Here is a 24,988-nt window from a genome sequence, read left to right as displayed (position 1 = left end):
AGAAGGAAATGCGCATACTAGCAGTAATGTTTCAAAAGGGTATAGACAGATACCTGACCAAAACATTGATCAGGGGGCAAGTAGGCCTCCAAAGCAAAACTGCCCCCTGCATAGGGAGGAAACAGAAGAATGTGTGGAATTGTTGGATATATTGGAAATAAAGATTCAAAAGATATTTTATTAAAAGGCTTAGAAAAGCTCGAATATAGAGGCTATGATTCAGCCGGAATCGCAGTTAAGAACGAAAGCGGAATTCATGTGTTTAAAGAAAAAGGCCGGATTGCTGATTTACGGAGCATTGTTGACGAGGATGTCCTTGCACATATCGGGATTGGACATACACGCTGGGCAACACATGGGGTTCCAAGTAAAGGAAACTCCCACCCGCACCAAAGTGCTTCGGGTCGATTTACACTCGTTCATAACGGGGTTATTGAGAACTACGATCTTTTAAAAGAAGAATTTTTGTCAGACGTTACGTTTGAAAGCGAAACAGATACGGAAGTCATTGTTCAAATGATTGAGTTATTTGTTAATGAAGGTTTAAACGTATTAGAAGCGTTCCGCAAAACGCTGACACTTTTACACGGTTCTTATGCACTTGCCCTTTTAGATTCACAAGATAATGAAACCATTTATGTGGCAAAAAATAAAAGCCCGCTCCTTGTTGGTCTTGGGAAAGGCTTTAATGTGGTCGCAAGTGATGCCATGGCAATGCTCCAGGTCACTGATCAATACGTAGAATTAATGGACAAAGAGATTGTTATCGTCACGAAGGATCAAGTGACAATTCAAAATCTGAACGGTGAAGTGATCAGCCGTGCTCCATATAAAGCAGAACTTGATGCCAGTGATATTGAAAAAGGCACATATCCGCATTATATGTTGAAAGAAATTGATGAACAGCCGCTTGTAATGCGCCGTATTATTCAAACGTATCAAAATGAGCAGGGTGAGCTGACGATTGACAGTGAAATCATCAACGCATTAAATGCAGCAGACCGCCTGTACATTATTGCTGCCGGTACTTCGTATCATGCAGGTCTTGTTGGAAAGCAGTTCATTGAAAAAATGGCGAAAATTCCTGTTGAGGTTCATATCTCTAGTGAATTTGGCTATAACATGCCGCTTCTTTCTGAAAAGCCATTGTTTATTTTCATTTCACAAAGTGGAGAAACTGCTGACAGTCGTGCTGTTCTTGTGAATGTAAAAGAAATGGGCTACCCTGCATTAACGATTACAAATGTACCTGGTTCAACGTTATCGCGTGAAGCAGACTACACACTGTTATTACATGCCGGTCCTGAAATTGCCGTTGCTTCAACAAAGGCTTACACCGCACAATTAGCAGTATTAGTTATTTTAGCTGAAGTGGCTGCGAAAAGCCGCAATTTAACTATAGACTTTGACCTTGTAAAAGAGCTGGGTATTGTTGCGAACGCGATGGAAGTTCTCTGTGATTCGAAAGAGCTTATTGAGCAAATCTCCAGAGAATTTTTATCAGTCACACGCAATGCCTTCTTCATCGGCCGCGGGATCGACTTTTATGTTGGCTTAGAAGGTGCCTTAAAGTTAAAGGAAATCTCTTATATTCAAGCAGAAGGCTTTGCCGGCGGCGAATTAAAGCATGGAACGATTGCTTTAATTGAAGATGGCACTCCTGTTATTGCGCTTGCTACGCAAGAGAGTGTAAACATGAATCTTCGCGGAAATGTGAAAGAAGTCGTTGCTCGCGGTGCTAATCCATGCATCATTTCGATGAAGGGCTTAAATCGCGACGAAGACAGCTTTGTTATTCCGGAAGTAAATGAATTATTAACACCGCTGATCTCTGTTATTCCAATGCAGTTACTATCTTACTACGCTGCATTACACCGCGACTGTGACGTCGATAAGCCACGTAACCTTGCGAAATCGGTTACGGTTGAGTAAAAAAAGTTTTTAAATGACAAAACTGTTGGATGACAACAAAGTCGGGTACTGGACAACAAAGTTGGGATCTGAACAACAAAGTCGGGAACTGACTTAATGCAATGTCATCTGAAAAAAATACTTTTTAAGACCTGATCCATTTAATGGGTTGGGTCTTGTTTTTTGTTCGGCTCTATTAAATGTGTTGAATGAAAACAAAGTCGGGAACTGACTAAATTATATTAAAGGCGAGCTAAGTTAGTGGCTACGCTTTTAATTTTGTTTCATAAGTTTACTTTTTGTTTTTGTAAATGAAAACACAATTACAAGCCAGGAAGTTAATATAGAAAAAGAAATTGAAAGAATATTGGGACTTATTGATAAAGAAACAGATAAAAAATTAGAGGTCGTCAGGCTTTATTTACATATGCACCATGGTGTAGAGCTCCCATAGTGGACAAGCAGGGATTAGCTACTTATTTAAGATCTGAAGAAATAGATGTTGACATGCTTATAGGAATTTACGATGTGCTTGATCAGACTTTTTCCAGGGGGTACCCAAATTTTATTTTTGAGTATGGATTTATCGCCTATAATTACGAATTTACTAGCCTTTCGGATGTATAACATCGGTTTTGTCTGAAGCTTCTCTCACGGTATTAAATGATTTATATGCAAAGATAGAAATAACGCTATATTTATTCTGATAAAGACACCACTATTGTAGTGGTGTTTTTATTTTTTAAAATAAATTAAAAAAAATTGATAAATAATACTTGCAAAAATCAAGTAAATATATTATAAATAAATTATAATAATCATAATTAGTGGAAATAAAACATGAATTTTGCAATTAAAAAGGAGATGGTATTAATGTTAGATGTTATAATTATTGGCTCAGGTCCGTTCGGAATTTCACTTGCTGCCCATGCGGTATCAAATAACCTTAAATATAAATTGTTTGGATACCCGATGGATTTTTGGAGTAACCAGATGCCACAGGAAATGTTCATTCGCACACCACAAGACTTTGTAAGTTTTTCAGATAGCAATGATAGGCTGACAATTCACCAGTTTTCAGAGGAAACAGGAACAGAACTCATGACTCCTCTTCCACGACCAATCTTCGTAGAGTATGCCAATTGGTTCGCGCAAAAAGCAGGAATCGAATTCACTCCTGAACTTATTACTCAGGTGACTTACAAAAATGGGGTCTATGAGGCTGTTTCTCAAACAGGAGAACGCCACCTTGCAAAGAATGTTATTGTGGCAACAGGTGTTGAACATTATAAATATCTACCAAACTTCTTAAAAGAATTTTCACCAAATTTGGTTTCGCATACTTCGGGATACACAAACTTTTCTCAGTTTAAGGGTAAAAAAGTGGTTGTTCTTGGGAGCGGTCAAAGTGCATGGGAAGCCGCAGGATTATTGCATCGTGATGGAGCAGATGTCGAATTGATCTACCGAAAACAAGGGCCCAATTACGCAGGTAGCAGAGAAAATGAGATTGCCCTTCGAGATTTGGGAGATATTTTTTACAAACTTCCTAGTGAAGAAAAGAAAGAAGAGTGGGGTCAATCGCCTGGAAGCATCGCGTATTTCTTGAAGCCATATGTGGAAGGACTTGTTCCTCAAAATAAAGAAGTTGAAATTGAAAAAATTGAACAGATTAATGAAGATGAAATTCGTCTCGTTTTATCAAACGGAACGGAGAAAATTGTTAACCATATTATTGCAGCAACAGGGTTTCATATTAACGTAGATAAAGTTCCATTTTTCGACCAAGAATTGTTATCGACAATTGAAAGAGAAGAGGACTATTCCCAGTTTCCTAAATTAAACGTGTCATTTGAATCAAGTCTTCCAGGTTTATATTTTGCTGGACCTTTGTCTTCTCATAGCCACGGACCAACGTTTCGATTTATTTTAGGATTAAAAAAGACGGCATTTTCCATTATCCCTTCCATTGTGAAGAAGAGTAATGATAGCTTTGTGAAAAATTAAGGAGGCATTCATCATGAGAAATTCTTTTCAAACTATTACCCGAAGTTTTGGATTATTAAATAAAACCTGTTGCTCTGTTGAAGGGATAGATGTATCGGCGGTCCAAAGCCACATTCTTTATGAAATTGAGGCCAATGACAATCCATCTATGCAACAGGTAGCAGATTTACTTGGCATCGATATTACAACGTTTAGCAGGCAAATTCAGACTCTGGTCAAAATGGAATTGGTCGAAAAAATTCCATCAAAAGAGGACAAAAGAGCAAGTAACCTTGCGTTAACTGAAACTGGAAAAAAAGTAGCAAGAGGAATCGATAAACAAGTAAACGCATTTCTAACAGATATTTTTAGTCAAATGACGGACTTTGAACGAGAAACCACTCAGCGTGCCGTAAAACTAATTGCTGATGCAATGACAAAGTCACTTTTATGTTGTGGAACCAATAAAGACAATAGCAGCTGTTAATTGGGGGAGAATTGTAATGAGCGATATATTAATTCGAGCGGCATCACTAAGTGACATCGATGACATTCTTTCAATCTATAACGAAGGAATTGTAGATCGGATTGCAACTTTAGAAACAACAATTAAAGATGAACAGTATATGTTGGATTGGTTAAATAAGCATACTGATCGATTTAAAGTCATTGTTGCAGTCCTTGAAGGGAAAGTTGTAGGCTGGGCTAGCCTAAACCAGTACAACAGCCGACAGGCGTATGATGGTGTTGCCGATTTATCGATTTATATCAAAAGGGAATTTAGAGGAGAAGGCATTGGTGGGAAATTACTTGTCTCAATCGAAGGACTCGCAAAAGAAAATGACTTTCATAAAATTGTTTTGTTTACATTCCCATTCAATGGATTAGGTCAGAGTTTATATAAGAAACAAGGATTTCGCGTTGTGGGAGTGTTTCAAAATCAAGGTAAGTTAAATGGTAAATTTGTTGATGTCATGGCAATGGAAAAATTATTATTTTAGGGGGTAATGAATAATGGAACAAATACAAAAAAATTCGCTACCAGTTGCAATTATTGGTGGTGGTCCTATTGGTCTTGCTGCGGCCGCCCAACTAGTTAAAAATGGGGAAAGTTTTATCCTTTTTGAAGCAGGAAACACCGTTGGTGCAAGCATTCTTGAGTGGGGACATGTTAGAATGTTTTCACCTTGGCAATACAATATGGATAAAGCAGCCAAGGAATTACTTTTAGAATCTGGCTGGACATCGCCTGATGAAGCAGATTTGCCGACAGGTCGTGAACTAGTGGAAGAGTATCTTCTTCCTCTAAGCAATCTTTCAGGAATAAAAGAGCATATCAAGACAAATGCAAAAGTTGTAGGAGTTGCAAAAAAAGGACTTGATAAACTTAAAACAGAAAATAGGGAAAATGTTCCTTTTCAGGTGTATGTTGAAATTGATGGGGATACAAAGGCGTTTGAGGCGAAAGTAGTTATTGATTCATCAGGTACTTGGAAAAATCCTAACCCGATGCTATCAAATGGTATTTGGACAAAATCAGAACAAGCATTGAAAGACCGTATCTATTACGGAATCCCAAATGTACACGAATTAGAAGAACGATATAAAAACAAAACCATTATGGTAATAGGGAGTGGTCACTCAGCTATTAATGCTCTCCTTGACTTGGTGGAATTAAAAGAAAAGTATCAGAATACCGAGATTTACTGGGCACTGCGGAAGAAACATGTGAGAGAAGCGTACGGTGGTCAAGAAAATGACGGCTTGCAAGCTCGCGGTGAGCTAGGGATCAGAATTCAAAGATTGGTGGATTCTAAACAAATTGCCGTTTTAACCCCGTTTTATATCAATGGAGTTCACGAAGTAAATGGAAAAATGAACGTAAGTGGTGACTTGAATGGAGAAGAAACCACTATTGGTAATATCGATGACATCGTTGTAAGCACAGGATTTAGACCTGATACAAGTTACCTTAACGAAATAAGACTCAGCATCGATTCTGCTGTTGAAAGTGTAGAAGCTCTTGCCCCACTGATTGACCCGAATATTCATAGTTGCGGAACCGTTAGACCTCATGGGGAAGAGGAATTAAGACAGCCTGAGAAGAACTTTTATATCGTGGGTATGAAAAGTTATGGAAGAGCACCAACCTTCTTACTCGCAACTGGATATGAACAAGTTCGCTCCGTAGTAGCGTACTTGACAGGTGATTTGGTTGGAGCAAAAGAAGTACAGTTGGAACTTCCTGAAACGGGCGTTTGCAGTACGAATTTAGCTTCTAGCTGCTGTGAAGATAAAAGTCCTGTCACAATTACAAATGCTGGTTCTTGTTGCAGTGGTCCTATCCCTATTAAATTAGAAATTAAAAGCAATTCTTGCTGCGAGTAAAAAGTAAAGACCAGTCTGATATAGACTGGTCTTTTAAAAAAGGGTGAAATATGAAACAAACGAATAAACAATCCGTTATAGCAATTGCTTTAATCACGGCAATTTGTTTAGCAGGGGACTCTTATGAGAATTCCTATCATTTATAAATACATTCCCAAAACGATACATACGGAAGAACGGGTTAAAGGTAAACCTTCATTTTTCAAAAATATTGAAGCAATCCTAAATAGAAGGCTTATTAGGATATTGGTGACAGCATTTCTTTTGATCATGTTCCTTGACGGTATGTTAACTGCGACATTGAGTTATATTATCGAAGTTAAATTCACAAATAAGATAAATATGCTTGGTATTATTATAGTTTTACGATTATCGTTGATTTAGGTGCTGCTCTTGGTCCGATAACTGGATATACACTAGAACAAAAATTGGGACTGACGAACTTATTCTGGATAGCAGCAGGTGTTTGCTTAGTTCTAACGATTACATGGATTCTTCCAAGGAACGAAAAGAAGAAACAAAGCATGTTACATTACATGTAACAAAAAAAGACAATTTAATTGTACATGGAAAGTTGGCTAGACGATTCAGCTGTGGTTACAGTCGATAAGATAGTTAAAAATTCGAAGAAAATAATATTTTCGTCAACGTACCATGATAATCCAGAATAGTTAATAAACTAACCAATAAACGGGATAACATTTAAGGGAGGCTACGGGTATGTATAAGAAAATAGCATTAGCAACTGATGGTTCTGAACACTCCAAAAGAGCGGCAGAAAATGCGATACATATCGCAAAATGTAGTTCTAATTCCAAAATTGAAGTATTATACGTAGTCGATCCTGACAAAGTAAAATCCGATGTCCTTAGTAATTGGAATTCAGATGATATTGATGACTATCGTAAAAGTCGAATGAAGGATTTAGAAAAAATGGCTCAAGAATCGGGGGTATCATATGAAATAAAGATACTACACGGTGAACCTGGTCCTGTCATTGTTGATTATGTGAATAAAAATGGTTTTGAGATCGTTATCATTGGAAGTAGAGGCCTAAATGCACTTCAAGAATTTGTTTTAGGCAGCGTCAGTCATAAAGTGGCTAAACGAGCAAATTGTCCTGTTTTGATAGTGAAATAAACAATATAAAAACAAAAAACAGAACGGTTACAACAAAACCAATCTGTTTTTTTATTTTGTTATTAAAGGTTAAGTGACTTTTGTAATTCTTAATTAATCAATCCTACTTTACAGGTTTTTTTTACGATCAATTTACTACAATAACGTAGGTTCCTGTATCTTCCAGATAATTTTCATTGTCCATATGGGTTGTGCAGATATTCGAAGAAAAATAGCGTATATAAAAGAAAACATTTATCGTGTACGCTTTCATGCAATTTCACAAAAATGTCACAATCCTATATAATTTGTTTTGTTATCAACGGACCCGACTTTCATGAGAGTTGAAAGTCATAAAAATAAAAAAGCAAAAAAGGGAGAGGTGCTAAGTTTGAATTTTAGTACAATTAAATATTCTTGGTTTGGAAACGTTAAAGGAGATGTATTAGCAGGTATTGTTGTTGCTCTTGCTCTAATTCCAGAAGCAATTGCTTTCTCAATCATTGCAGGTGTTGATCCTATGGTAGGATTGTATGCTTCGTTTTGTATTGCCGTTACAATTGCTTTTGTGGGTGGAAGACCTGGGATGATTTCAGCTGCGACAGGTGCAACTGCACTATTGATGGGTTCATTGGTTAAGGAACATGGTTTGCAATATTTACTTGCAGCAACCATTTTGACTGGTGTTATTCAAATCATTATGGGTGCTTTGAAGTTAGGGCGTTTGATGAAATTTGTCCCTCGTTCTGTTATGACAGGTTTCGTTAATGCACTTGCGATTTTAATCTTTTCAGCCCAATTAGTTCAGTTTAAAGGTGCATCTTGGCAAATGTATGCGATGGTTGCTGGAGCTCTAGCAATTATTTACATCCTACCTCGTTTTACCAAAGCTGTACCATCACCGTTAGTAGCGATTATTGTTATCACGGCTATCTCCATATTTACAGGAAGCGATGTTCGTACAGTTGGAGACATGGGTGAATTGACATCCACATTACCTGCATTTTTAATCCCTGACATTCCGTTTAACTTTGAGACGTTGCAAATTATTTTTCCTTATGCCTTATCTATTGCTATGGTAGGATTAGTGGAAACACTTTTAACTGCCACTATTGTAGATGATATGACAGATACAGAAAGTGATAAAAATAAGGAAGCACGTGGTCAAGGTATCGCAAATATCGTATCAGGTTTATTTGGCGGTATGGCTGGATGTGCAATGATTGGTCAATCTGTCATTAACGTTAAATCTGGTGGTAGAGGTCGCTTATCTACATTTGTTGCAGGTGCCTTTCTATTGACACTCATTGTCTCACTAAAAGGATTCCTCGTACAAATTCCAATGGCAGCACTAGTTGGTGTTATGTTCATGGTTTCGATTGGAACATTTGATTGGTCTTGCCTAAAATCATTTAATAAAGTGCCAATTACAGATACAGTTGTTATGATTGTGACTGTTGTTACAGTGGTAAAGACTGATAATTTATCAATGGGAGTTTTAGTTGGTGTTATTTTAAGTGCCATATTCTTTGCATCAAAGATTTCAAAAATAAAAGTAACTAGTCTATCAGCTAAAGGTTCACATAAAAAGATATATCATGTTTCTGGTCAACTCTTCTTCGCTTCTGTAACAGATTTTGTTAATAGTTTTGATTATAAAGAAGATGTGAAAGAAATTGATTTGGATTTATCCAACGCTCACCTGTGGGATGATTCTGCTGTTGGTGCCATTGATAAAGTGGTCATTAAGTACCATCAAAATGGTGTCAAAGTGAATCTAAAAGGATTAAATACCGAAAGCAATAAACTCATTAACAAAATTGCAGTTCATAACAAGCCAGGTGGACTAGGGAAAGTTTCTAGTCATTAATAAATTAAAACACGTTGATTTGGTTCAGCGTGTTTTTTAATATTTTTTATAATGAAGAGTATAATGATGCATAAGAAAACGAAGTGGTTGTTCAACTACATGTAAGAACGTAATTTTCTTACATTCTCTGTGGTGCATCACTGCTTTATGGATGGCTAACGGGGGCTTTTATATTCAATACTTAATAATACTTATATATTTAACTCTAAGGTCTTTTTACTTTTCATACAATGCGTGGCAAGTTTGTGATAAGAATAAGATTCTTTACACTAACTTTACATTTATCTTCTTGAATTTTACTCATAAGTGATTTATTATATAAGCAAATGATTATATTCAATTGTAAATGTTTGAAATGGCAATATTCATTGAGCCATGTATAAAGTTTCTGATTCAACAGAAACTAAAACAATTAAATTCGGTAGGGAAATGTTATAAGTATATTATTATTTACTTATTTATTAAGTTGTCGGGAGGTGTATATCATGTCAGAATCAACCGTTGAATTAGACAGTGTGGCTAACATCTTAAAATTGCTGGGTGATAAAACCCGTTTAACTATGATTAAAATTCTTGATACCCATGATGCTTGTGTATGCGAATTCGTTGAAATTTTTAAAACAAGTCAGCCTGCGATCAGCCAGCATATTCGTAAGTTAAAAGATGCTGGGTTAGTGAGGGAAACAAGAAGAGGGCAATGGATCATTTACTCTTTGAGTAAAGACAGTCCTTATTATCCGTTGGTTCAAGATTTACTTCTACATCTTCCAAATCAAGATTTTAGATTGAAGGAATTGGAAGAACAAGGTCTTAGAATTTCATGTGAATAATTGGAGGTTTCAACAATGGTTTCAACCATACTTGCATCATTGATTTTTTTAATTACACTTATTTTGGTCATATGGCAACCTAAAAACTTATCGATTGGTTGGTCTGCTTGTGGTGGTGCAATTCTCGCACTAATCGTTGGAGTAGTTGACTTCAACGATGTAATAGAAGTAACCAAAATTGTTTGGAACGCTACTTTTTCTTTTATTGCTATCATTATTATTTCGTTAATACTTGATGAAATTGGTTTCTTTGAATGGGCTGCCTTGCACATGGCACGAGCAGCGAAAGGAAACGGAATCAAAATGTTTGTTTATGTGAGTATACTTGGTGCTCTTGTCGCAGCATTTTTCGCTAATGACGGGGCAGCTCTTATCCTTACTCCAATTGTTTTAGCTATGGTTCGAAATTTAAAGTTGGAAGACAAAATGATTTTCCCATTCATCATCGCCAGCGGTTTTATTGCGGATACTACTTCCTTGCCCCTTGTGGTAAGTAACCTAGTAAACATCGTTTCTGCTGACTTTTTTGGAATCGGATTTGTTCATTTTGCATCAAGAATGATTGTTCCGAATTTATTTTCTTTAGTGGCAAGTATCTTGGTTCTATATCTGTACTTCAGGAAAAGCATTCCAAAACAATATGATTTATCAAAATTAAAAAAACCAGCCGGAGCGATTCGTGATGAGAAAATGTTTCGATTGTCATGGATTGTATTAGCTGTTTTATTAGCAGGTTACTTTATAAGTCAAACAATACACATTCCTGTTTCGATTATTGCAGGGGTTGTCGCTATTTTCTTCTTATTTATGGGAAGAAGAAGCCAAGCAATCGAAACAAAAAAGGTTATAAAAGGAGCACCTTGGGCAATCGTATTTTTCTCGATTGGAATGTATGTGGTAGTTTATGGCTTACGAAATGCTGGATTAACTGGCATACTCGCAGATGTGATTCAAGCATGTGCCAATCAGGGATTGTTTATTGGAACCATTTCCATGGGCTTCATAGCAGCGATTCTTTCTTCCATTATGAATAACATGCCAACTGTCATGATTGACGCCCTTGCGATTGCTGATACACATACAGTAGGCGTTATCAAAGAAGGTCTCATTTATGCGAATGTTATTGGTTCGGATTTAGGTCCAAAAATCACTCCAATAGGGTCACTTGCAACGTTATTGTGGCTACATGTTTTGAAAACTAAAGGAGTTAAAATCTCGTGGGGAACCTATTTTAAAACAGGTATTGTCTTAACCATCCCAGTATTGTTTATCACACTATTAGGTTTATACCTATGGTTGTTAATAGTCTAAAAAACAAATCAACCAAATGAAAAAGGAGAAAAACTACTATGTCTAAAAAAACAATCTATTTTCTTTGTACAGGTAACTCTTGCCGAAGTCAAATGGCAGAAGGTTGGGCTAAAAAACATTTAAGTGATGAGTGGGAAGTACGTAGTGCGGGTATCGAAGCTCACGGATTAAACCCTAATGCAGTTAAAGCGATGAAAGAATCTGGAATCGACATTTCAAATCATACTTCTGATATTATCGATCCTGAATACTTAAACAATGCGGATTTAGTGGTAACTTTATGTGGTGATGCAGCTGATAAATGTCCAATTACTCCTCCAAAAGTAAAACGAGTTCATTGGGGATTTGATGACCCAGCTAAAGCTCAAGGAACAGACGAAGAAAAATGGTCATTCTTCCAACGTGTCCGTGATGAAATCGGGGATCGCATTCAACGATTCGCTAAGACTGGAGAATAATAAAGAATTAAATAGCCAGGAGTAATGAAACTCTTGGCTTTTCTTTGAACACTCATATAAGTATATGCTTATTTTATTTTACAAGGAGGGTTAACGAATGAGTAAAGTAGAGATTTTTGACCCAGCTATGTGTTGTTCAACTGGTGTATGTGGACCAAGTGTTGATCCCGAATTAACAAGAATGGCATCTGCTGTCTATTCGTTGGAGAAAAAGGGGTTTGACATTAAAAGATTTAACCTTGCCAATGAGCCAGCTGTATTCGCTGAAAATCATGCTGTGAACAAACTTCTTCATGAGAAAGGTCCAGATTCGCTACCTATTACTTTGTTAGATGGCGAGACTGTTAAAGAAGGCAAATATCCATCAAACGAAGAACTCGCCAAGTGGTTTGGAGTCAAAGCAGAAGAGCTTACAGAAAAGCCGAAAGTACGTTTAAAGATTGATTTAAAACCATTGAAATAAGAAAGAAGTGAAAATGATGTTTCAATCTTTCGATACGAAGAATGTAGTCAACACCAAGTTTTTATTCTTTACTGGAAAAGGCGGTGTCGGGAAGACTTCGACTGCTTGTGCAACGGCTGTTACATTAGCAGATGAAGGGAGAAAGGTGTTACTCGTTAGCACAGACCCTGCCTCTAACTTGCAGGATGTACTGGAAATTGGATTAACCAATACTCCTCAACCTATCCAAAATGTGCCCAATCTTTACGCTTGTAATCTTGACCCTGAAGAAGCGGCCAAAACCTATCGAGACAAAATTATTGGACCCTATCGCGGGAAACTCCCTGATACAATAGTCGCAACCATGGAGGAACAATTGTCAGGGGCATGTACAGTAGAAATCGCTGCATTTGATGAATTTACAAGTTTGCTTGCCGATTCAACCGTGGTTGAGACATACGACCATATTATTTTTGATACGGCTCCAACTGGTCATACACTCCGTCTTCTCCAGCTTCCAACTGCGTGGAGTGGATTCTTAGAAGAAAGTACCCACGGTGCCTCGTGCCTTGGTCCTTTATCAGGGTTGGCTGAAAAGAAACATATGTATTCTATGACCATGGATGCACTTTCTGACTTAACAAAAACAACCTTGATTCTTGTCGCAAGACCTGATCAATCATCCTTATTTGAAGCAAGTCGTGCATCTAAGGAATTAAAAGAAATTGGTATTTCGAATCAGGCTCTGATTATTAACGGGTTAATGCAATCTTATCTACCTGAAGATAAAATATCGTCATCATTCTATAACCGACAAAGAAATGCCATAAAACAAATGCCCAATGACTTAAAACAAGTGGTTACTTATTCGCTACCATTTGTTTCGTATTCCTTAACAGGAATTAAAAACCTGCGTTATTTATTCAAGCAATTTACGATGCCAGCTACACAATTAGAGGTTAAAAATCAGACGTTACATTTACCAAAGTTAAACGAAGTGGTTGAAGACTTTTCATCAAACAACACAAGAGTAATATTTACGATGGGTAAGGGTGGAGTTGGAAAGACCACGATGGCATCTGCTATTGCTGTGGGCTTAGTTGAAAAGGGGCACAAAGTACATTTAACGACAACAGACCCTGCCGCACATTTAGAGTTAGTTTTTCAAGATAGTGAGTTGAATGATAAATTAACCATCAGCCGTATTAATCCAAAAGAAGTAGTCGAGGCATATAAAATAGAAGTATTATCTAACGTCAGTGATGACTTGGATGAAGAAGCAATTGCCTATATACAAGAGGATTTAAACTCTCCTTGTACAGAGGAGATTGCCGTATTTCGTGCATTTGCAGAAGTCGTTGAAAGATCAAAGGATGAAATCGTTGTAATTGATACAGCACCAACTGGACATACATTACTGCTTCTAGACGCAGCTCAGTCGTATCATAAAGAATTGGCACGTTCAACGGGGGATGTACCAGAGAGTGTAAAAAACCTACTACCTCGATTAAGAAATCCGAAAGAAACGAGTGTGGTCATCATAACACTTGCCGAAGCCACTCCAGTTTTAGAAGCGAGTCGTTTACAGGATGATTTAAAGCGTGCTGATATTATACCGAAATGGTGGGTAATTAACCAAAGCCTTTATGCTACTGAAACAAAAGACCCTGTATTAAAGGGAAGAGCACAGGCTGAAGAAGGTTGGATTAAAAAAGTTACAACCGAATTTGCAGAAAAATGTGCCATTGTTCCTTTAATGACTGAAGAAAACACAGGATATGGACAGTTGAAGAAATACATCGACTAGCACAAGGAGGGATTCAGATGGAGAAAGTTGTGATTTTAGGAACAGGTCCAGCAGGATTAACGGCAGCTATTTATTTAGCGCGAGCGAACATGAAGCCACTGGTCATTGAAGGTACCCAACCAGGTGGACAATTAACCTTAACCACAGAAGTGGAGAACTTTCCTGGATTTGTAGATGGAATTATGGGTCCTGAATTAATGGACAATATGAGAAAACAAGCTGAACGATTTGGTGCGGAATTTAAAAGAGGCTGGGTGACGGATGTGGACGTATCAAAAAAGCCTTACACCCTACAAGTAAGTGGAATAGGGGAAATCCAAACGGAATCTCTAATTCTCTCCACAGGTGCATCAGCGAGGTTGCTTAATATTCCAGGAGAAAGGGAAAATATTGGACGTGGAGTCAGCACTTGTGCTACTTGTGACGGATTCTTTTACAGAGGTAAAAAGGTCGTTATTGTCGGTGGCGGAGATTCTGCTATGGAAGAGGCAAACTTCTTAACCAAATTTGCATCAGAAGTGAAAATTGTTCACCGTCGTGATGAGCTTAGAGCCTCAAAAATCATGCAGGACCGCGCGAAAGAAAATAACAAAATTTCTTGGGGACTAAACAATATTCCTTTGGAAGTTCTCTCAGATGGAATGAAAGTAACAGGCTTAAAGGTTCTTGATAATGAAACAGGTAAAGAAGAGATAATTGAAACAGATGGAATTTTTGTAGCAATTGGACATACTCCGAATACCGCTTTCTTAAAAGGTCAAATCGATACCGATGATACAGGGTATATCAATGTAATACCTGGAACAACGGAGACGAATATTCCTGGAGTATTCGCATGTGGAGACGTTCAAGATAGGAAATACCGCCAAGCCATAACAGCAGCAGGAACAGGTTGTATGGCAGCACTAGATGCGGAACGATACCTAGAAAGCAATGCTACTCATGATTGGAGCAAATCATTATAAAAAGGTGGAGTAATCATGACAACAAAGAACTATCATGAACTAATTAAAGATCGTATTTACATTGGTGGAGCAGATGATGTGAAAGACATGATGGAAAAAGAAAAAGCCGATGTTATATTTGATTTACGAGCAGAAGCACCAGAAGTTGAATATGACAGAGTCCATAGTCCAATTGTGGATGATGCAGAAGACCAAGATGAATCCATCAAAAAGTCTATCAATCATGTAGTAAATGCATACAATGAAGGAAAAAAAATCTATTTCCATTGTCAGGGTGGAAGTAATCGGACTGGAACCGTTGCGGTCGGAACTTTGTTGACCTTAGGAAAAGCAAAGACGATTGAAGAAGCAGAAGAAATCGCTAAGTCGGCTCGTCCAAAAATTAATGTAAAGCCTGAAATGAAAGTATCCTTAAAAAGACTATTTCCTAATTCATAGGGGAGAAATACGGAGGAATTAATTCATGAAAATTACAGATGAAGCTAAACAACTATTAGAAAATGTTTTAAGTGAAAATGGTGCTAAAGGAATTCGACTATACTCAGTAGCTGGTTGCTGCGGACCACAATTTGCGTTATCTTTAGATGCACCACAAGAAACTGATACCATTGAAATGATTAACGGAATCAAAGTTGCAATCGATTCACAAGTTCTTGCAACTGAGGAATTAACTTTAGACAAAGAAGAAAGCCAAGAGGGTGCAGGATTAGTTTTATTAGGTGCAAGTAACTGTTGTTAATTATCAATCTCTAAAAATAAAAAGGGGTCTTGAAAATAAACTGGTACCCATGTCAAGGACACATGAAAAAAAGAGTTAAGAAGCAGCTAAGAGATGATTCCTTTATTGAATAGGGGTCATCTTTTTTAAGTTCCATTGATAACGATAATTGTTGTAGTAAACCATATAATGATTTATTTTCACCTTCAGCTCGTCCAATGATTTACAAGATAGGTAGTCTACCTCATCTTTTAAATGTCCAAAAAAGGACTCCATCGGGGCATTGTCCCAACAGTTCCCTTAGACTGGCCCAAACCAGATTTTTTTAACAACTTTTGATATCGTGGGCTTGTATAATGGCTTCCCTGATCCGAATGGATAAATGCCTTAGAATGTAGGCTAGTTTTCTTATTTTTCATTAATTTATCGATGGTTTTTGTTGCGATATCTAATGTGATCCGATCTGAAACATGATAAGCTAAAACCTCATTGGTGGAGGCATCTTTTATGGCTGACAAATAGGCCATATCCTTTCCGTTATATGGCAAATATGTAATATCAGTTAATAATACCTTTCCTGGGATTCCTTGCTTAAATTCTCGGTTTAACTTGTTTGGAACCACCTGATGTTCTTTCGTTGCTTTTGCTATCTTTTTATATGGGTTTGCTTTTCTATGGGGGCAGATGATCTCAAATTTATTCATAATTCTTTGTATCTTTTTTCTGCTTATTTCAAGAGCGTATTCATTGTTTAGTATCATTTTGATGGAACGTGAACCTTTCTTATAGCCACGTCGATTAAACGCTTTCATTATTATTTCTTTCGCGTCTAGGTCCTTTTGTTCTCTTTCCAATCGGCTGTCGGCTGCTTTTAAGTAGCTGTAATATCCGGAACGAGAGACTCCTAAAAGCTTACAAAAATACTTTGTCATCTGTTTAAGTTGATTTGTTCTATGGTCTCATAAATTAACTGAAATACTTTACTCGTTTCTAGATTTTGACCGGCGTTTAGCAGCCTCCTTTCTGTCGTTTCTAGCTTTTTTAACAACTCTACCTGACCTTCCAGCAGCTTAATTCTTGCATCCTGCCTATCAATAATTTCAGCTTGAGAAAGTTCTCGTTTTAAGGGCCTGACAGAAGCTGTTTTCCGTGTGTCTGAAAGCCCAATTAACCCACTTTTTTCATATGCTCTTTTCCACCTATATGCAGACGTCTCAATCCTCCCAATACCAATAATGTCTATGTCAAAGCCATTCTCCTCAACCCGACTTTCTTTTTTACATAATGCAATTTTAAACCTAAGAATGCGGGTTTGAAGGATTCATAGTACCCGACTTTGTTGTCATCCAACAATAAAGTTGTTTAATTTATTATCAAGACCTAAATTGTAAAAAGTTATAAAAAATAAAGGGCGATACATATTAGATATGACTAATATGTATCGCCCTTTTACTCATGTTCAACAATCGCGCCCGTAATAGAAAATACCAAAAGAGATGATTAAAAGAAAATTTCATCCTTTACTTACTCTTTTTAGCTAATCAAATTTATAAGACTCCATCTCGATTCTATATACATACTTTTCCTTTCAAAGCTTCAATCAGAAAAATAAAAGAGGAAAAATCATTTTTAATCAGCGGGAGATTTAACCCTATTTTCATTAGTTCATCACCAGAGTATTTTAACTTGCCATCGTTAATCTTGTAACTCTCCAAAGGATCTAATCCTTGTAGTTTGAGACGGAGAAAAGGCGGGTTCGGAGTGGCTAATGTCTTAAAATAAAAAACAACCGCTCTTTCTTGATTTGGTGCCACATACATCCAAGCCACATCCATTCCATCAAAAGGACTCAACAGCCTATAAAGGTTCCCAAAGCAAACCAGTTCCTTAATGCGATGATAGAGACGGATTTGCTCTTTTACCACTTTTTTATCATCAGCACTTAGTTTATCTATATTCAATTCAAATCCCAAATTAGCGGCCATTGCTGCATGACATCTCATTAAAAGAGGCGTTGTTCTTCCCACCTGATGATTTGGAATATCTGAGACATGGGCCCCCATCGTAATAGCAGGATAAACGATGCTAGTGCCATATTGGATTTTCAACCTTTCGACTGCATCTGTATCATCACTCGTCCAAGTTTGCGGCATGTAATAAAGCATGCCAGGGTCAAAGCGCCCTCCGCCGCCTGAACAGCTTTCAAATAAAATTTGTGGAAATCTTCCTGTCAACGTTTCTAAAATTCGATACAAACCAAGCATATAGCGATGTGCTGTTTCTTTTTGCCTTTCAGGCGGAAGTGCAGCAGATCCCACTTCGGTCATATTTCGATTCATATCCCACTTAACATATGAGATCTGAGTACTTTTGAAAAGCATAGTGAGGATTTGAATTACATAATCACATACATCTTCCCTGCTTAAATCAAGAATTAACTGATTTCTTGATAGCGTCCGGCTCCGACCAGATACATGGATACACCAATCTGGATGTTTCCTATATAAAACACTGTCAGGCGATACCATTTCCGGCTCAACCCATAATCCAAACTTCATGCCTTTTTTTCTTACATAGTCTGCCAATCCATCAAGACCGTTAGGGAGCTTTTTCTTATTAACAAACCAATCACCAAGAGAACTTTTATCATTTTCACGATGCCCAAACCAGCCGTCATCCAGTACAAACAGTTCAATCCCAAGATCTTTTCCGGCATCGGCAATTTCCTTGATTTTTTTTTCATTAAAATGAAAATACGTTGCCTCCCAGTTATTAATAAGAATTGGACGTGTTTTGTCACGATAAGTCCCGCGGCAGACCCTTTCCCTCAATAGTTTATGGTAGGTTCTCGACATCCCGCCAAGTCCATCCGAAGAATAGACCATTAACGTCTCTGGTGTTTGAAATAGTTCTCCTGGCTTTACTAGCCAACTAAAATTAAAGGGATTAATTCCAATGGAAATTCTAGTTGTTTGAAAAGAACTTACTTCGATAGCAGCTTGGAAATTTCCGCTGTAAACCAGGCTAAACCCGTAAACCTCCCCATACTCGTCGTTTGCATTTTTCGAAAGGAGAGCAAGAAAAGGGTTATGCTGATGGCTGCTTGCTCCCCTTGAGGAGGAGATCAACTGAATCCCATGGTGTAAAGGCTTCCTTTCGATATGACGCTCACGTCCCCATGTTCCATGAAGGTGAAGCCAATCCCAATCAGAATGATGAAAATCAACTGACATGCTCATACATTTTTCTAACACAACATTTTGGCTGCCCCTGTTTTCGAAGGAAACAGATCTTGCAGCCACATCAAGGTCATGGTAAATCGTATAATAGAGATTCATCCCCATACCCAACATGGAATCTACCATGGTGATCACTAGTGTTTCCGCTTCTGAATCAGCTTCAACATAGGAAGCAGGCAGGCTCTTCAGACAGGGCTTTCCCTTAATAATCTCATGGGAATCATAGACAAATTCCGTAACAGTAGACCCCTCTTTAGAGCGAAGCTGATAGGCAGGAGACCTGAAATCCCCATTTCCAAACGCCGGATATTCCTGTGGCAGTGTGTCTAGAGAAAATGCCGGATTCCCCGGTTCTGTTGATGGCGAAAATGTTCTTCCTTTAAATTGTAATATGGAAGAGGGCTGCAGTATCTGAACCCGTTTACCCCAGTATAAATGGGCAGGATACTTGCCATGAACCAATTGAATGAGATAACTCATTCTATTATTGTATAAATGGAAAATTCCACTCTTCTCATTCCAAGAAATTGGCACTACTAGTCAACTCCCCCAAAAGCATAATCTTACTTATATACTATTCGACTAGAGATTAAACATGGCGAAAATAAATTTTTAATAAAAGCCGCTTTGACAACTTTTTCATTCGCTGCAATAGAAGGGATAGGATTCTGCATCGACATCAGTTTGTCTCATTGAATCAAAAAAGCCTTCCCGGTGGTGGGAAGGTGAACTTTTTATTTTTAATAAGAAACAGTTATAAAAACATATACTTACCTTTTGGGATGTATATCAGAGCAAGCTAAAACATTAATTGTCCTCCCAATACATTCCCCGAGGCTCCTTGGTAAAAAGCATCCAATTTACGACTTTTATCAGTTCCTTTTTCGAAGGTTTATACTTCTTATTATCGCCGAGCAGTTTCACACTGTATTGCATATCATCAGATAGAAATATCAATTCAAAGCCTTTCCGTGTTTTTCCGATAAAACCATGGTAGCCTTTATTGAGTGTGACCGGTTTATACATGTTTCCTTTTGGCAATGTGATTTCTCCTGCGGTCGGTTCTACTTGGATTCCTAATACCCCTGAATTTTCTTTATTCTGATATTGCAAGAAAATCTTCTTTCCAGATACTTTTCCATTCACATGTGTCATTTTAAAGGGAAAATGCATTGGAACCAATATTTCTTTATTAAATTTTTCTTTATATCCTTTTATCACAATTAGTTCATTCATATGCGGATTAGCCACATCTGAAATGACCTTGATCTTTGAAATTTTGTTATTTTTAACAGAAACTTCCCATGTAAAAGCGATTCCTTTGGAAAGTTGGTGGAACCACCGCATTTCTTCATTCAATGCCTTTGTGTAAGTTGGGGATTGCGCACCAAGAGCTAATACAACAAGGACTATTAAAATAGATTTCTTTATATTCATTATTTATCACCCTATTATTATTGTCCCCAAATGCCAATCATGTATGTTTGTATTTTTGGAATGGGACACTAAGTAAAAGGTTTTTAAGGGTTTTCCACCTCAAGTCTCTCCATGGAATATTGAAGTTATTGAAACAAAGAGACTGAAGGGATAGTGTCATTTTTACCCATAACAAATTTTTTATAAATAGCTCCTGTAATGATATAACATCGCTGCGAATGCTATGATGGTATAAGCTAGGGCTGTGAAAAAGGCAATGTTTGGTGAAAACTCGTACTTTTGCCCTTCCATTCTAATGCCTGTGGTTCCTTGAATGGTCATATCCATATGTCGTGATGTGAAACCGCCCGTTGAGGTAGAAAACCAAATAATAATTGTTGCTGCCATTCCAATTACAAATGAATAATCAATGAATTTTGTATGGGTAAGGTAAGTAATGCCGTAACTTAAGCCTAAAAGCACTAATATTGTAATAAAAATGTTTATTAATACCTTCATATGTTCTCGTATCCCCCTTTATTTTCCACCTTTATCTTTGGTTCCTATCTAATCGTTTAATGATAATGTTCAATAACAGTATTAACCCAACCACGGCACAGGCAGGATAAATTAATAGCCAAGGGAAATGAATCATATCAAAAATACTTTGGCCGATCATACCTCCCCACTCACCGGATTGTGATAGGAATCTATCATCCTCTTCGCCAATAATCCCCCCTTTGGCTTTTCCACCAATAAATACTTGGAATACACCAAGATGAGTCAATAAGATAATGGTAGCAATCGTTTGCTGTAGGAAGACAATATAAAATCGCTGTTTGAAGACGGGAAAAATTTGTCTTATTGAGATGTGAAGTTTACTTGCTCCGAGTAATCTTGACGCGATAACATAGTCCTTGTTTAAAAGCAGTTCAAATTCCTTTATTAAAAGTTCTATTAAAGGTGGAGTTCCAATTAGGACGATAATAAGCACCTGATAAAATGTAAAGAAGTGACTCCCATACTTGTTGATAATAATCTCCTCTTCACTAGCTAAAAGGAAAAATAAAATAAAAGCAGGAACATAAAGAAAGGGAGTTAATAATGATTCAATATAAGCCTTTAAAGGCCTAAGAAAATATAAAACTGATAGACTAAAAAAAATCCCTATTAACATTCTAATAAATGTAACGACAATCGAAATGATAAACGTATATTTAAACCCAATGATCAATTTTGTTAATAGGTCGTTTCCGTTTTTATCTGTTCCTAATGGGTGTTCCAGAGATGAGGGTAAAGGCGGCCTTAAGACCTTACCGTCTGAAGAATAAATTAATTTTCCAGGTTCAATGCTTTGATTTACTCCAAATTCCAAAAAGAAACTTGCTATAAATAAAAGAAATAAAAAAGTAAAAATCGAATATAAAATCCATTTTGACCGATTATCCTTAGTCATTTAATACGCTCCTCTCATAAAATCTGAAAGAAGCGGCTTTCAATAAGCCAAAAGGGATTAAGATCATGATGATTGCTACTGAAGTTAGGCTGCTATCACTAACTCTGTATAAAAGTGGTGTAAACCCTTGCATTTGAAATAGGAATTCAATAATAAATAACGAAGACAACATATACCAATAAATTAATCCAATATGGCTATATAATGATTTCATCACATTTCGAATGACATGTCTTAAAATCACAGTAGTTTGGGATAAACCTTTTGCAATGGCAAACTCAACATATTGCTCTTCCATTTCCTCCTCAAAAATCTTGATCATAATCTTAATAACCATGACGATCGGTACGAAACTTAAGCAAATAATCGGAAGTAGATAGACATGGCTCCCAAATCCATACAACCTGAGGAGCTTAAAACCTGTTGCTTGATAAAGTTGGATTACTAATAATTGGCTTCCCAATATAATGATAATGTCTGGTATGGAATCTATAAGTAACAATAGACTTTTGAATAATCTTTTAAAACGCTTTGAAAAAAATAGAAATGCATATGAAAAAAGAAAAGACACAAGGATGGTAAGCACAAATGCAGAAAAAAGGACGACCATTGTGTAGATGTACGTATCTATAATATAAGGAAAAACAGCATATTCTTGACCTAAATAAAAAAACGTTGAATCATAAAGTGAAAATAAATGAGTAAATGTTTTATAAACTGTTTTCAGAAAATTTAATGGAAAAAATCCAAAATCTGAAGACGAAAAGCCCCCATTATTATTCAAATAAACTAATGAACGAAGAGAAGTAATACTGCTGACACTGATTAAAAGTAAAACTATTTTTATAGAGAGATTTAATATATACACTGAAAAACGTTTGATTAACATCACAACCCTACTTCCCGAAAAAGCATCCTAAAATTCCATAAAATGAAATAAATGGTTATCATTTAAAGTATAACAATATTTACGAAATAATTGTAAAATAATTCTAAATCTTGAGCAAAAATAGCAGCATCATTCCTGATGCTGCTATTTTTGTTCATACTTAATAAATGCTGCAGAAGGTTTATAATAAAGCTGGGCTGTTAAAAATAGTGTCTAAAAGGATTAATAGAAAGAGATTGGGTAATCCTTTAAAAAAGCCGATGAAGGACACTTCTCACCAAAAAAGAGGAGGAAATGTCTTTCATAAGGCCGATGAAGGACACTTCCCGCCAAAAAAGGTAAGGAAATGTCTTTCATTGACCAAAGTCAGTGGGATAATTCTTCTGTAAGTAAATAATCACAATAAAGGAATATACCCCCGTTTTCATTCATAAAATGCCCACTGGTGAACACCCACAATTTTATAGTTATTATCAAGAATCCTGCCAATTCTCTTTTTAGATTCAACCACCCTACACCATTCGCGAACTATATTTGTTGTTATTTTGATGCCTGGAAAAAGGATCCTTAATTCCTCGACACTCCTCAAAACAGCCGCTTCAACTAACTCTTCATGCCCGCATTTCAAGCACCTGCAGATTCTTCCTTCGACAATCATAGAAAAAGAATGGCAAACGGAACAGGTATTTCCCTTCTTCAGCAAATGATAATCGTAAGCGGGTACTTGGGTAAAAGGAGACTTGGTAATATGCAGTGAAACTAAAAGTTCTGCTAGCTTTCTGTGCCTGCTATTTAATTTTGATGGAGCTCGATCAAAGTTTTCCATAAAACCATTAATTTGTGTCGGGTAAATAATAGGTTTGTTTTTAGGGGCTTGATAAAGGGTAAATTCGGGGTTGATAAAAACGACAGTAGCGGTAATAGGGAAATTAAAACCATGTTTATGGAGTAATTTTCGGAGCAAGGATTCGCCTCGTTGGATTTGGCCGAGTGGATTGAGAACTTCATTACCAGACTTATTCGAGTAAAGTTCATTATCTTCATAATAATAATCGCCTTGAAAATTTTTCACTTCGAAAAAGTGAAGTGCATCCTTGATGATCAATGTATCGATTTGAAAGGTGGTATTGTTAACCTTAAGCAACAAGTCGTTTAGGACCAAACAATTGCACTGAAGCTTTTCAGTTAACAAGTCAAACATCACTTCCCCCTCAAACCCTTTTTTTAGGTTTGAAAGATACTGCTTGTCATCTTCAAGTAAATTCATTCGTGTGTTTAAGTAAGACAGTATCTTTAATTCATCTGATTTAATACGTGATTTAAACGGCATACGCCACTTCCTTTCTAAATGTACAGCACAAGTACATTTTATAAAAAATATGGAGATGATTTATTGGGAAACAATGTATATTTTGTTAACGTTTATGGGGATTATTAGCATGTTTTCATATCGGAAATTGAAGCGAAGTTTAATTTATGGTATATTTGAGTAAAATAGAAGTGACCAAAAAACTAAAATGGTCAACGGAGGTTGATATGGCAACCGATCGAAGAAAGATGATTGTAGAGGCAGCAACTAAGTCCTTTTCCTTATTTGGCTATAAAGCGACGACAATGGATCAAGTGGCAAAGCTTGCTAATGTAGGAAAAGGAACAATCTATACATTTTTTAAAAATAAAGAAGAATTGTTCGAAGAGATCATCTCTTCATTGGTGAAGGAAATGATGGCGGAGGCGGAAGCGGTCATCCAACCGGATGTACCATTTACAGAAAATGTTCATCATGCGTTATACCGATTATTAGAATTTCGCTCACAGCACCAACTGATGATTAAACTGGTTCAAGAGGAAACCGAAATGGGGACTTTAGCGGTTTCGGAAATGCTTCAGCATGTTGAGGATGAAATTATTGCCTACTTAAAGAAGAAAATTGATCTGGCCATCGCCAAAGGGGCAATCCCGCCAACCGACACAGAACTGTCGAGCTTTCTTCTTTTAAAAATGTATATTGCCTTAGTTTCAGACTGGGAAAGAAATCATCAGCCCTTAAGTTCTGAACAAATTGCAGAAATCATGAAAGTGTTTTTAGTAAACGACTTGCCGAAATGAAAAAGGCTTGTGTCCACACGTCGACACAAGTCTTTTTTGAAAGATAAGAAATTTTGACTTTGAAAATTGTCTAG

General features: G+C 36.9%; 25 protein-coding genes. 17 read left to right on the top strand and 8 right to left on the bottom strand.

What is annotated here, in order from left to right:
• The first annotated feature begins 129 nt into the window (after positions 1-129).
• From glmS to BDR01S_RS20535, 16 genes are all read left to right on the top strand, one after another.
• Positions 130-1,932 carry a glutamine--fructose-6-phosphate transaminase (isomerizing) gene (gene glmS, locus BDR01S_RS20610; protein WP_066249496.1) on the top strand — a complete coding sequence of 601 codons (1,803 nt, stop codon included), beginning with the start codon at positions 130-132 and terminating at the stop codon, positions 1,930-1,932.
• Between the two features lie 852 nt (positions 1,933-2,784).
• The gene (locus BDR01S_RS20605) at positions 2,785-3,918 is read left to right on the top strand and encodes an NAD(P)-binding domain-containing protein (RefSeq protein WP_066363311.1); all 1,134 of its coding nucleotides are present in this window, start codon (positions 2,785-2,787) and stop codon (positions 3,916-3,918) included.
• Positions 3,919-3,931: 13 nt separating this feature from the next.
• Entirely contained in the window at positions 3,932-4,384 is a 453-nt protein-coding gene (locus BDR01S_RS20600; protein ID WP_066249502.1) for a MarR family winged helix-turn-helix transcriptional regulator, read from the top strand.
• Between the two features lie 16 nt (positions 4,385-4,400).
• The gene (locus tag BDR01S_RS20595) at positions 4,401-4,898 is read left to right on the top strand and encodes an arsinothricin resistance N-acetyltransferase ArsN1 family A (RefSeq protein ID WP_066249504.1); all 498 of its coding nucleotides are present in this window, start codon (positions 4,401-4,403) and stop codon (positions 4,896-4,898) included.
• 13 nt (positions 4,899-4,911) lie between these two features.
• Positions 4,912-6,285, top strand: coding sequence for an NAD(P)-binding domain-containing protein (locus BDR01S_RS20590; protein WP_066249507.1), 1,374 nt, complete (start codon positions 4,912-4,914; stop codon positions 6,283-6,285).
• A 466-nt stretch (positions 6,286-6,751) separates the two neighbouring features.
• Positions 6,752-6,895 (top strand): hypothetical protein, encoded by a 144-nt coding sequence (locus BDR01S_RS26090; RefSeq protein ID WP_180320542.1) that lies wholly within the window; start codon positions 6,752-6,754, stop codon positions 6,893-6,895.
• Positions 6,896-7,005: 110 nt separating this feature from the next.
• Entirely contained in the window at positions 7,006-7,425 is a 420-nt protein-coding gene (locus BDR01S_RS20580) for a universal stress protein (RefSeq protein ID WP_066249512.1), read from the top strand.
• Between the two features lie 370 nt (positions 7,426-7,795).
• Positions 7,796-9,274 carry a SulP family inorganic anion transporter gene (locus BDR01S_RS20575; RefSeq protein ID WP_066259558.1) on the top strand — a complete coding sequence of 493 codons (1,479 nt, stop codon included), beginning with the start codon at positions 7,796-7,798 and terminating at the stop codon, positions 9,272-9,274.
• Between the two features lie 485 nt (positions 9,275-9,759).
• Positions 9,760-10,104, top strand: a complete 345-nt coding sequence (locus tag BDR01S_RS20570) for an ArsR/SmtB family transcription factor (protein WP_066249514.1) — start codon at positions 9,760-9,762, stop codon at positions 10,102-10,104.
• Between the two features lie 15 nt (positions 10,105-10,119).
• Complete coding sequence (locus tag BDR01S_RS20565; RefSeq protein ID WP_066249516.1) at positions 10,120-11,415, top strand: arsenic transporter; 1,296 nt, start codon at positions 10,120-10,122, stop codon at positions 11,413-11,415.
• A 38-nt stretch (positions 11,416-11,453) separates the two neighbouring features.
• On the top strand, positions 11,454-11,873 hold the full coding sequence (gene arsC / locus BDR01S_RS20560) for an arsenate reductase (thioredoxin) (protein WP_066249520.1): 420 nt from the start codon (positions 11,454-11,456) through the stop codon (positions 11,871-11,873).
• Between the two features lie 97 nt (positions 11,874-11,970).
• A complete protein-coding gene (gene arsD / locus BDR01S_RS20555) occupies positions 11,971-12,336 on the top strand; it encodes an arsenite efflux transporter metallochaperone ArsD (RefSeq protein ID WP_066249522.1) in 366 nt (121 codons plus the stop codon).
• A gap of 16 nt (positions 12,337-12,352) precedes the next feature.
• Complete coding sequence (arsA, locus tag BDR01S_RS20550; RefSeq protein ID WP_066249524.1) at positions 12,353-14,122, top strand: arsenical pump-driving ATPase; 1,770 nt, start codon at positions 12,353-12,355, stop codon at positions 14,120-14,122.
• A 17-nt stretch (positions 14,123-14,139) separates the two neighbouring features.
• Entirely contained in the window at positions 14,140-15,087 is a 948-nt protein-coding gene (trxB, locus tag BDR01S_RS20545) for a thioredoxin-disulfide reductase (RefSeq protein ID WP_066249526.1), read from the top strand.
• Positions 15,088-15,102: 15 nt separating this feature from the next.
• Positions 15,103-15,525 carry a protein-tyrosine phosphatase family protein gene (locus BDR01S_RS20540; RefSeq protein ID WP_066249529.1) on the top strand — a complete coding sequence of 141 codons (423 nt, stop codon included), beginning with the start codon at positions 15,103-15,105 and terminating at the stop codon, positions 15,523-15,525.
• A 25-nt stretch (positions 15,526-15,550) separates the two neighbouring features.
• Positions 15,551-15,826 (top strand): iron-sulfur cluster assembly accessory protein, encoded by a 276-nt coding sequence (locus BDR01S_RS20535; protein ID WP_066249532.1) that lies wholly within the window; start codon positions 15,551-15,553, stop codon positions 15,824-15,826.
• Between the two features lie 102 nt (positions 15,827-15,928).
• Here BDR01S_RS20535 and BDR01S_RS26330 read toward each other — a convergent pair whose 3' ends face one another.
• From BDR01S_RS26330 to BDR01S_RS20500, 8 genes are all read right to left on the bottom strand, one after another.
• Positions 15,929-16,081, bottom strand: coding sequence for an IS3 family transposase (locus BDR01S_RS26330; RefSeq protein ID WP_235846622.1), 153 nt, complete (start codon positions 16,079-16,081; stop codon positions 15,929-15,931).
• On the bottom strand, positions 16,057-16,737 hold the full coding sequence (locus BDR01S_RS26325) for an IS3 family transposase (protein ID WP_235846621.1): 681 nt from the start codon (positions 16,735-16,737) through the stop codon (positions 16,057-16,059). Before BDR01S_RS26325 ends, BDR01S_RS26330 begins: the two co-directional genes overlap by 25 nt.
• A 636-nt stretch (positions 16,738-17,373) precedes the next feature.
• Positions 17,374-19,578 (bottom strand): alpha-galactosidase, encoded by a 2,205-nt coding sequence (locus tag BDR01S_RS20525; RefSeq protein WP_066249535.1) that lies wholly within the window; start codon positions 19,576-19,578, stop codon positions 17,374-17,376.
• Positions 19,579-19,851: 273 nt separating this feature from the next.
• Positions 19,852-20,481: a hypothetical protein gene (locus BDR01S_RS20520; RefSeq protein ID WP_066249536.1), complete on the bottom strand. Its 630-nt coding sequence runs from the start codon at positions 20,479-20,481 to the stop codon at positions 19,852-19,854.
• 180 nt (positions 20,482-20,661) lie between these two features.
• On the bottom strand, positions 20,662-20,979 hold the full coding sequence (locus BDR01S_RS20515) for a hypothetical protein (RefSeq protein WP_066249538.1): 318 nt from the start codon (positions 20,977-20,979) through the stop codon (positions 20,662-20,664).
• A 31-nt stretch (positions 20,980-21,010) separates the two neighbouring features.
• Positions 21,011-21,916 carry an ABC transporter permease subunit gene (locus BDR01S_RS20510; RefSeq protein ID WP_066249542.1) on the bottom strand — a complete coding sequence of 302 codons (906 nt, stop codon included), beginning with the start codon at positions 21,914-21,916 and terminating at the stop codon, positions 21,011-21,013.
• A complete protein-coding gene (locus BDR01S_RS20505; protein ID WP_066249543.1) occupies positions 21,909-22,805 on the bottom strand; it encodes an ABC transporter permease subunit in 897 nt (298 codons plus the stop codon). The genes BDR01S_RS20510 and BDR01S_RS20505 overlap by 8 nt, the downstream gene beginning before the upstream one ends.
• A gap of 424 nt (positions 22,806-23,229) precedes the next feature.
• A complete protein-coding gene (locus tag BDR01S_RS20500; protein WP_066249545.1) occupies positions 23,230-24,135 on the bottom strand; it encodes a nuclease-related domain-containing protein in 906 nt (301 codons plus the stop codon).
• A gap of 206 nt (positions 24,136-24,341) precedes the next feature.
• Here BDR01S_RS20500 and BDR01S_RS20495 point away from each other — a divergent pair, with 206 nt between their 5' ends.
• Entirely contained in the window at positions 24,342-24,914 is a 573-nt protein-coding gene (locus BDR01S_RS20495; RefSeq protein ID WP_066249548.1) for a TetR/AcrR family transcriptional regulator, read from the top strand.
• Positions 24,915-24,988: the final 74 nt, after the last annotated feature.

Source organism: Neobacillus drentensis NBRC 102427, assembly GCF_001591445.1.
Lineage (GTDB): Bacteria > Bacillota > Bacilli > Bacillales > Cytobacillaceae > Neobacillus > Neobacillus drentensis.
The sequence above is the reverse complement of the archived record's forward strand: the minus strand, read 5'-3'. Positions and strand labels throughout refer to the sequence as shown.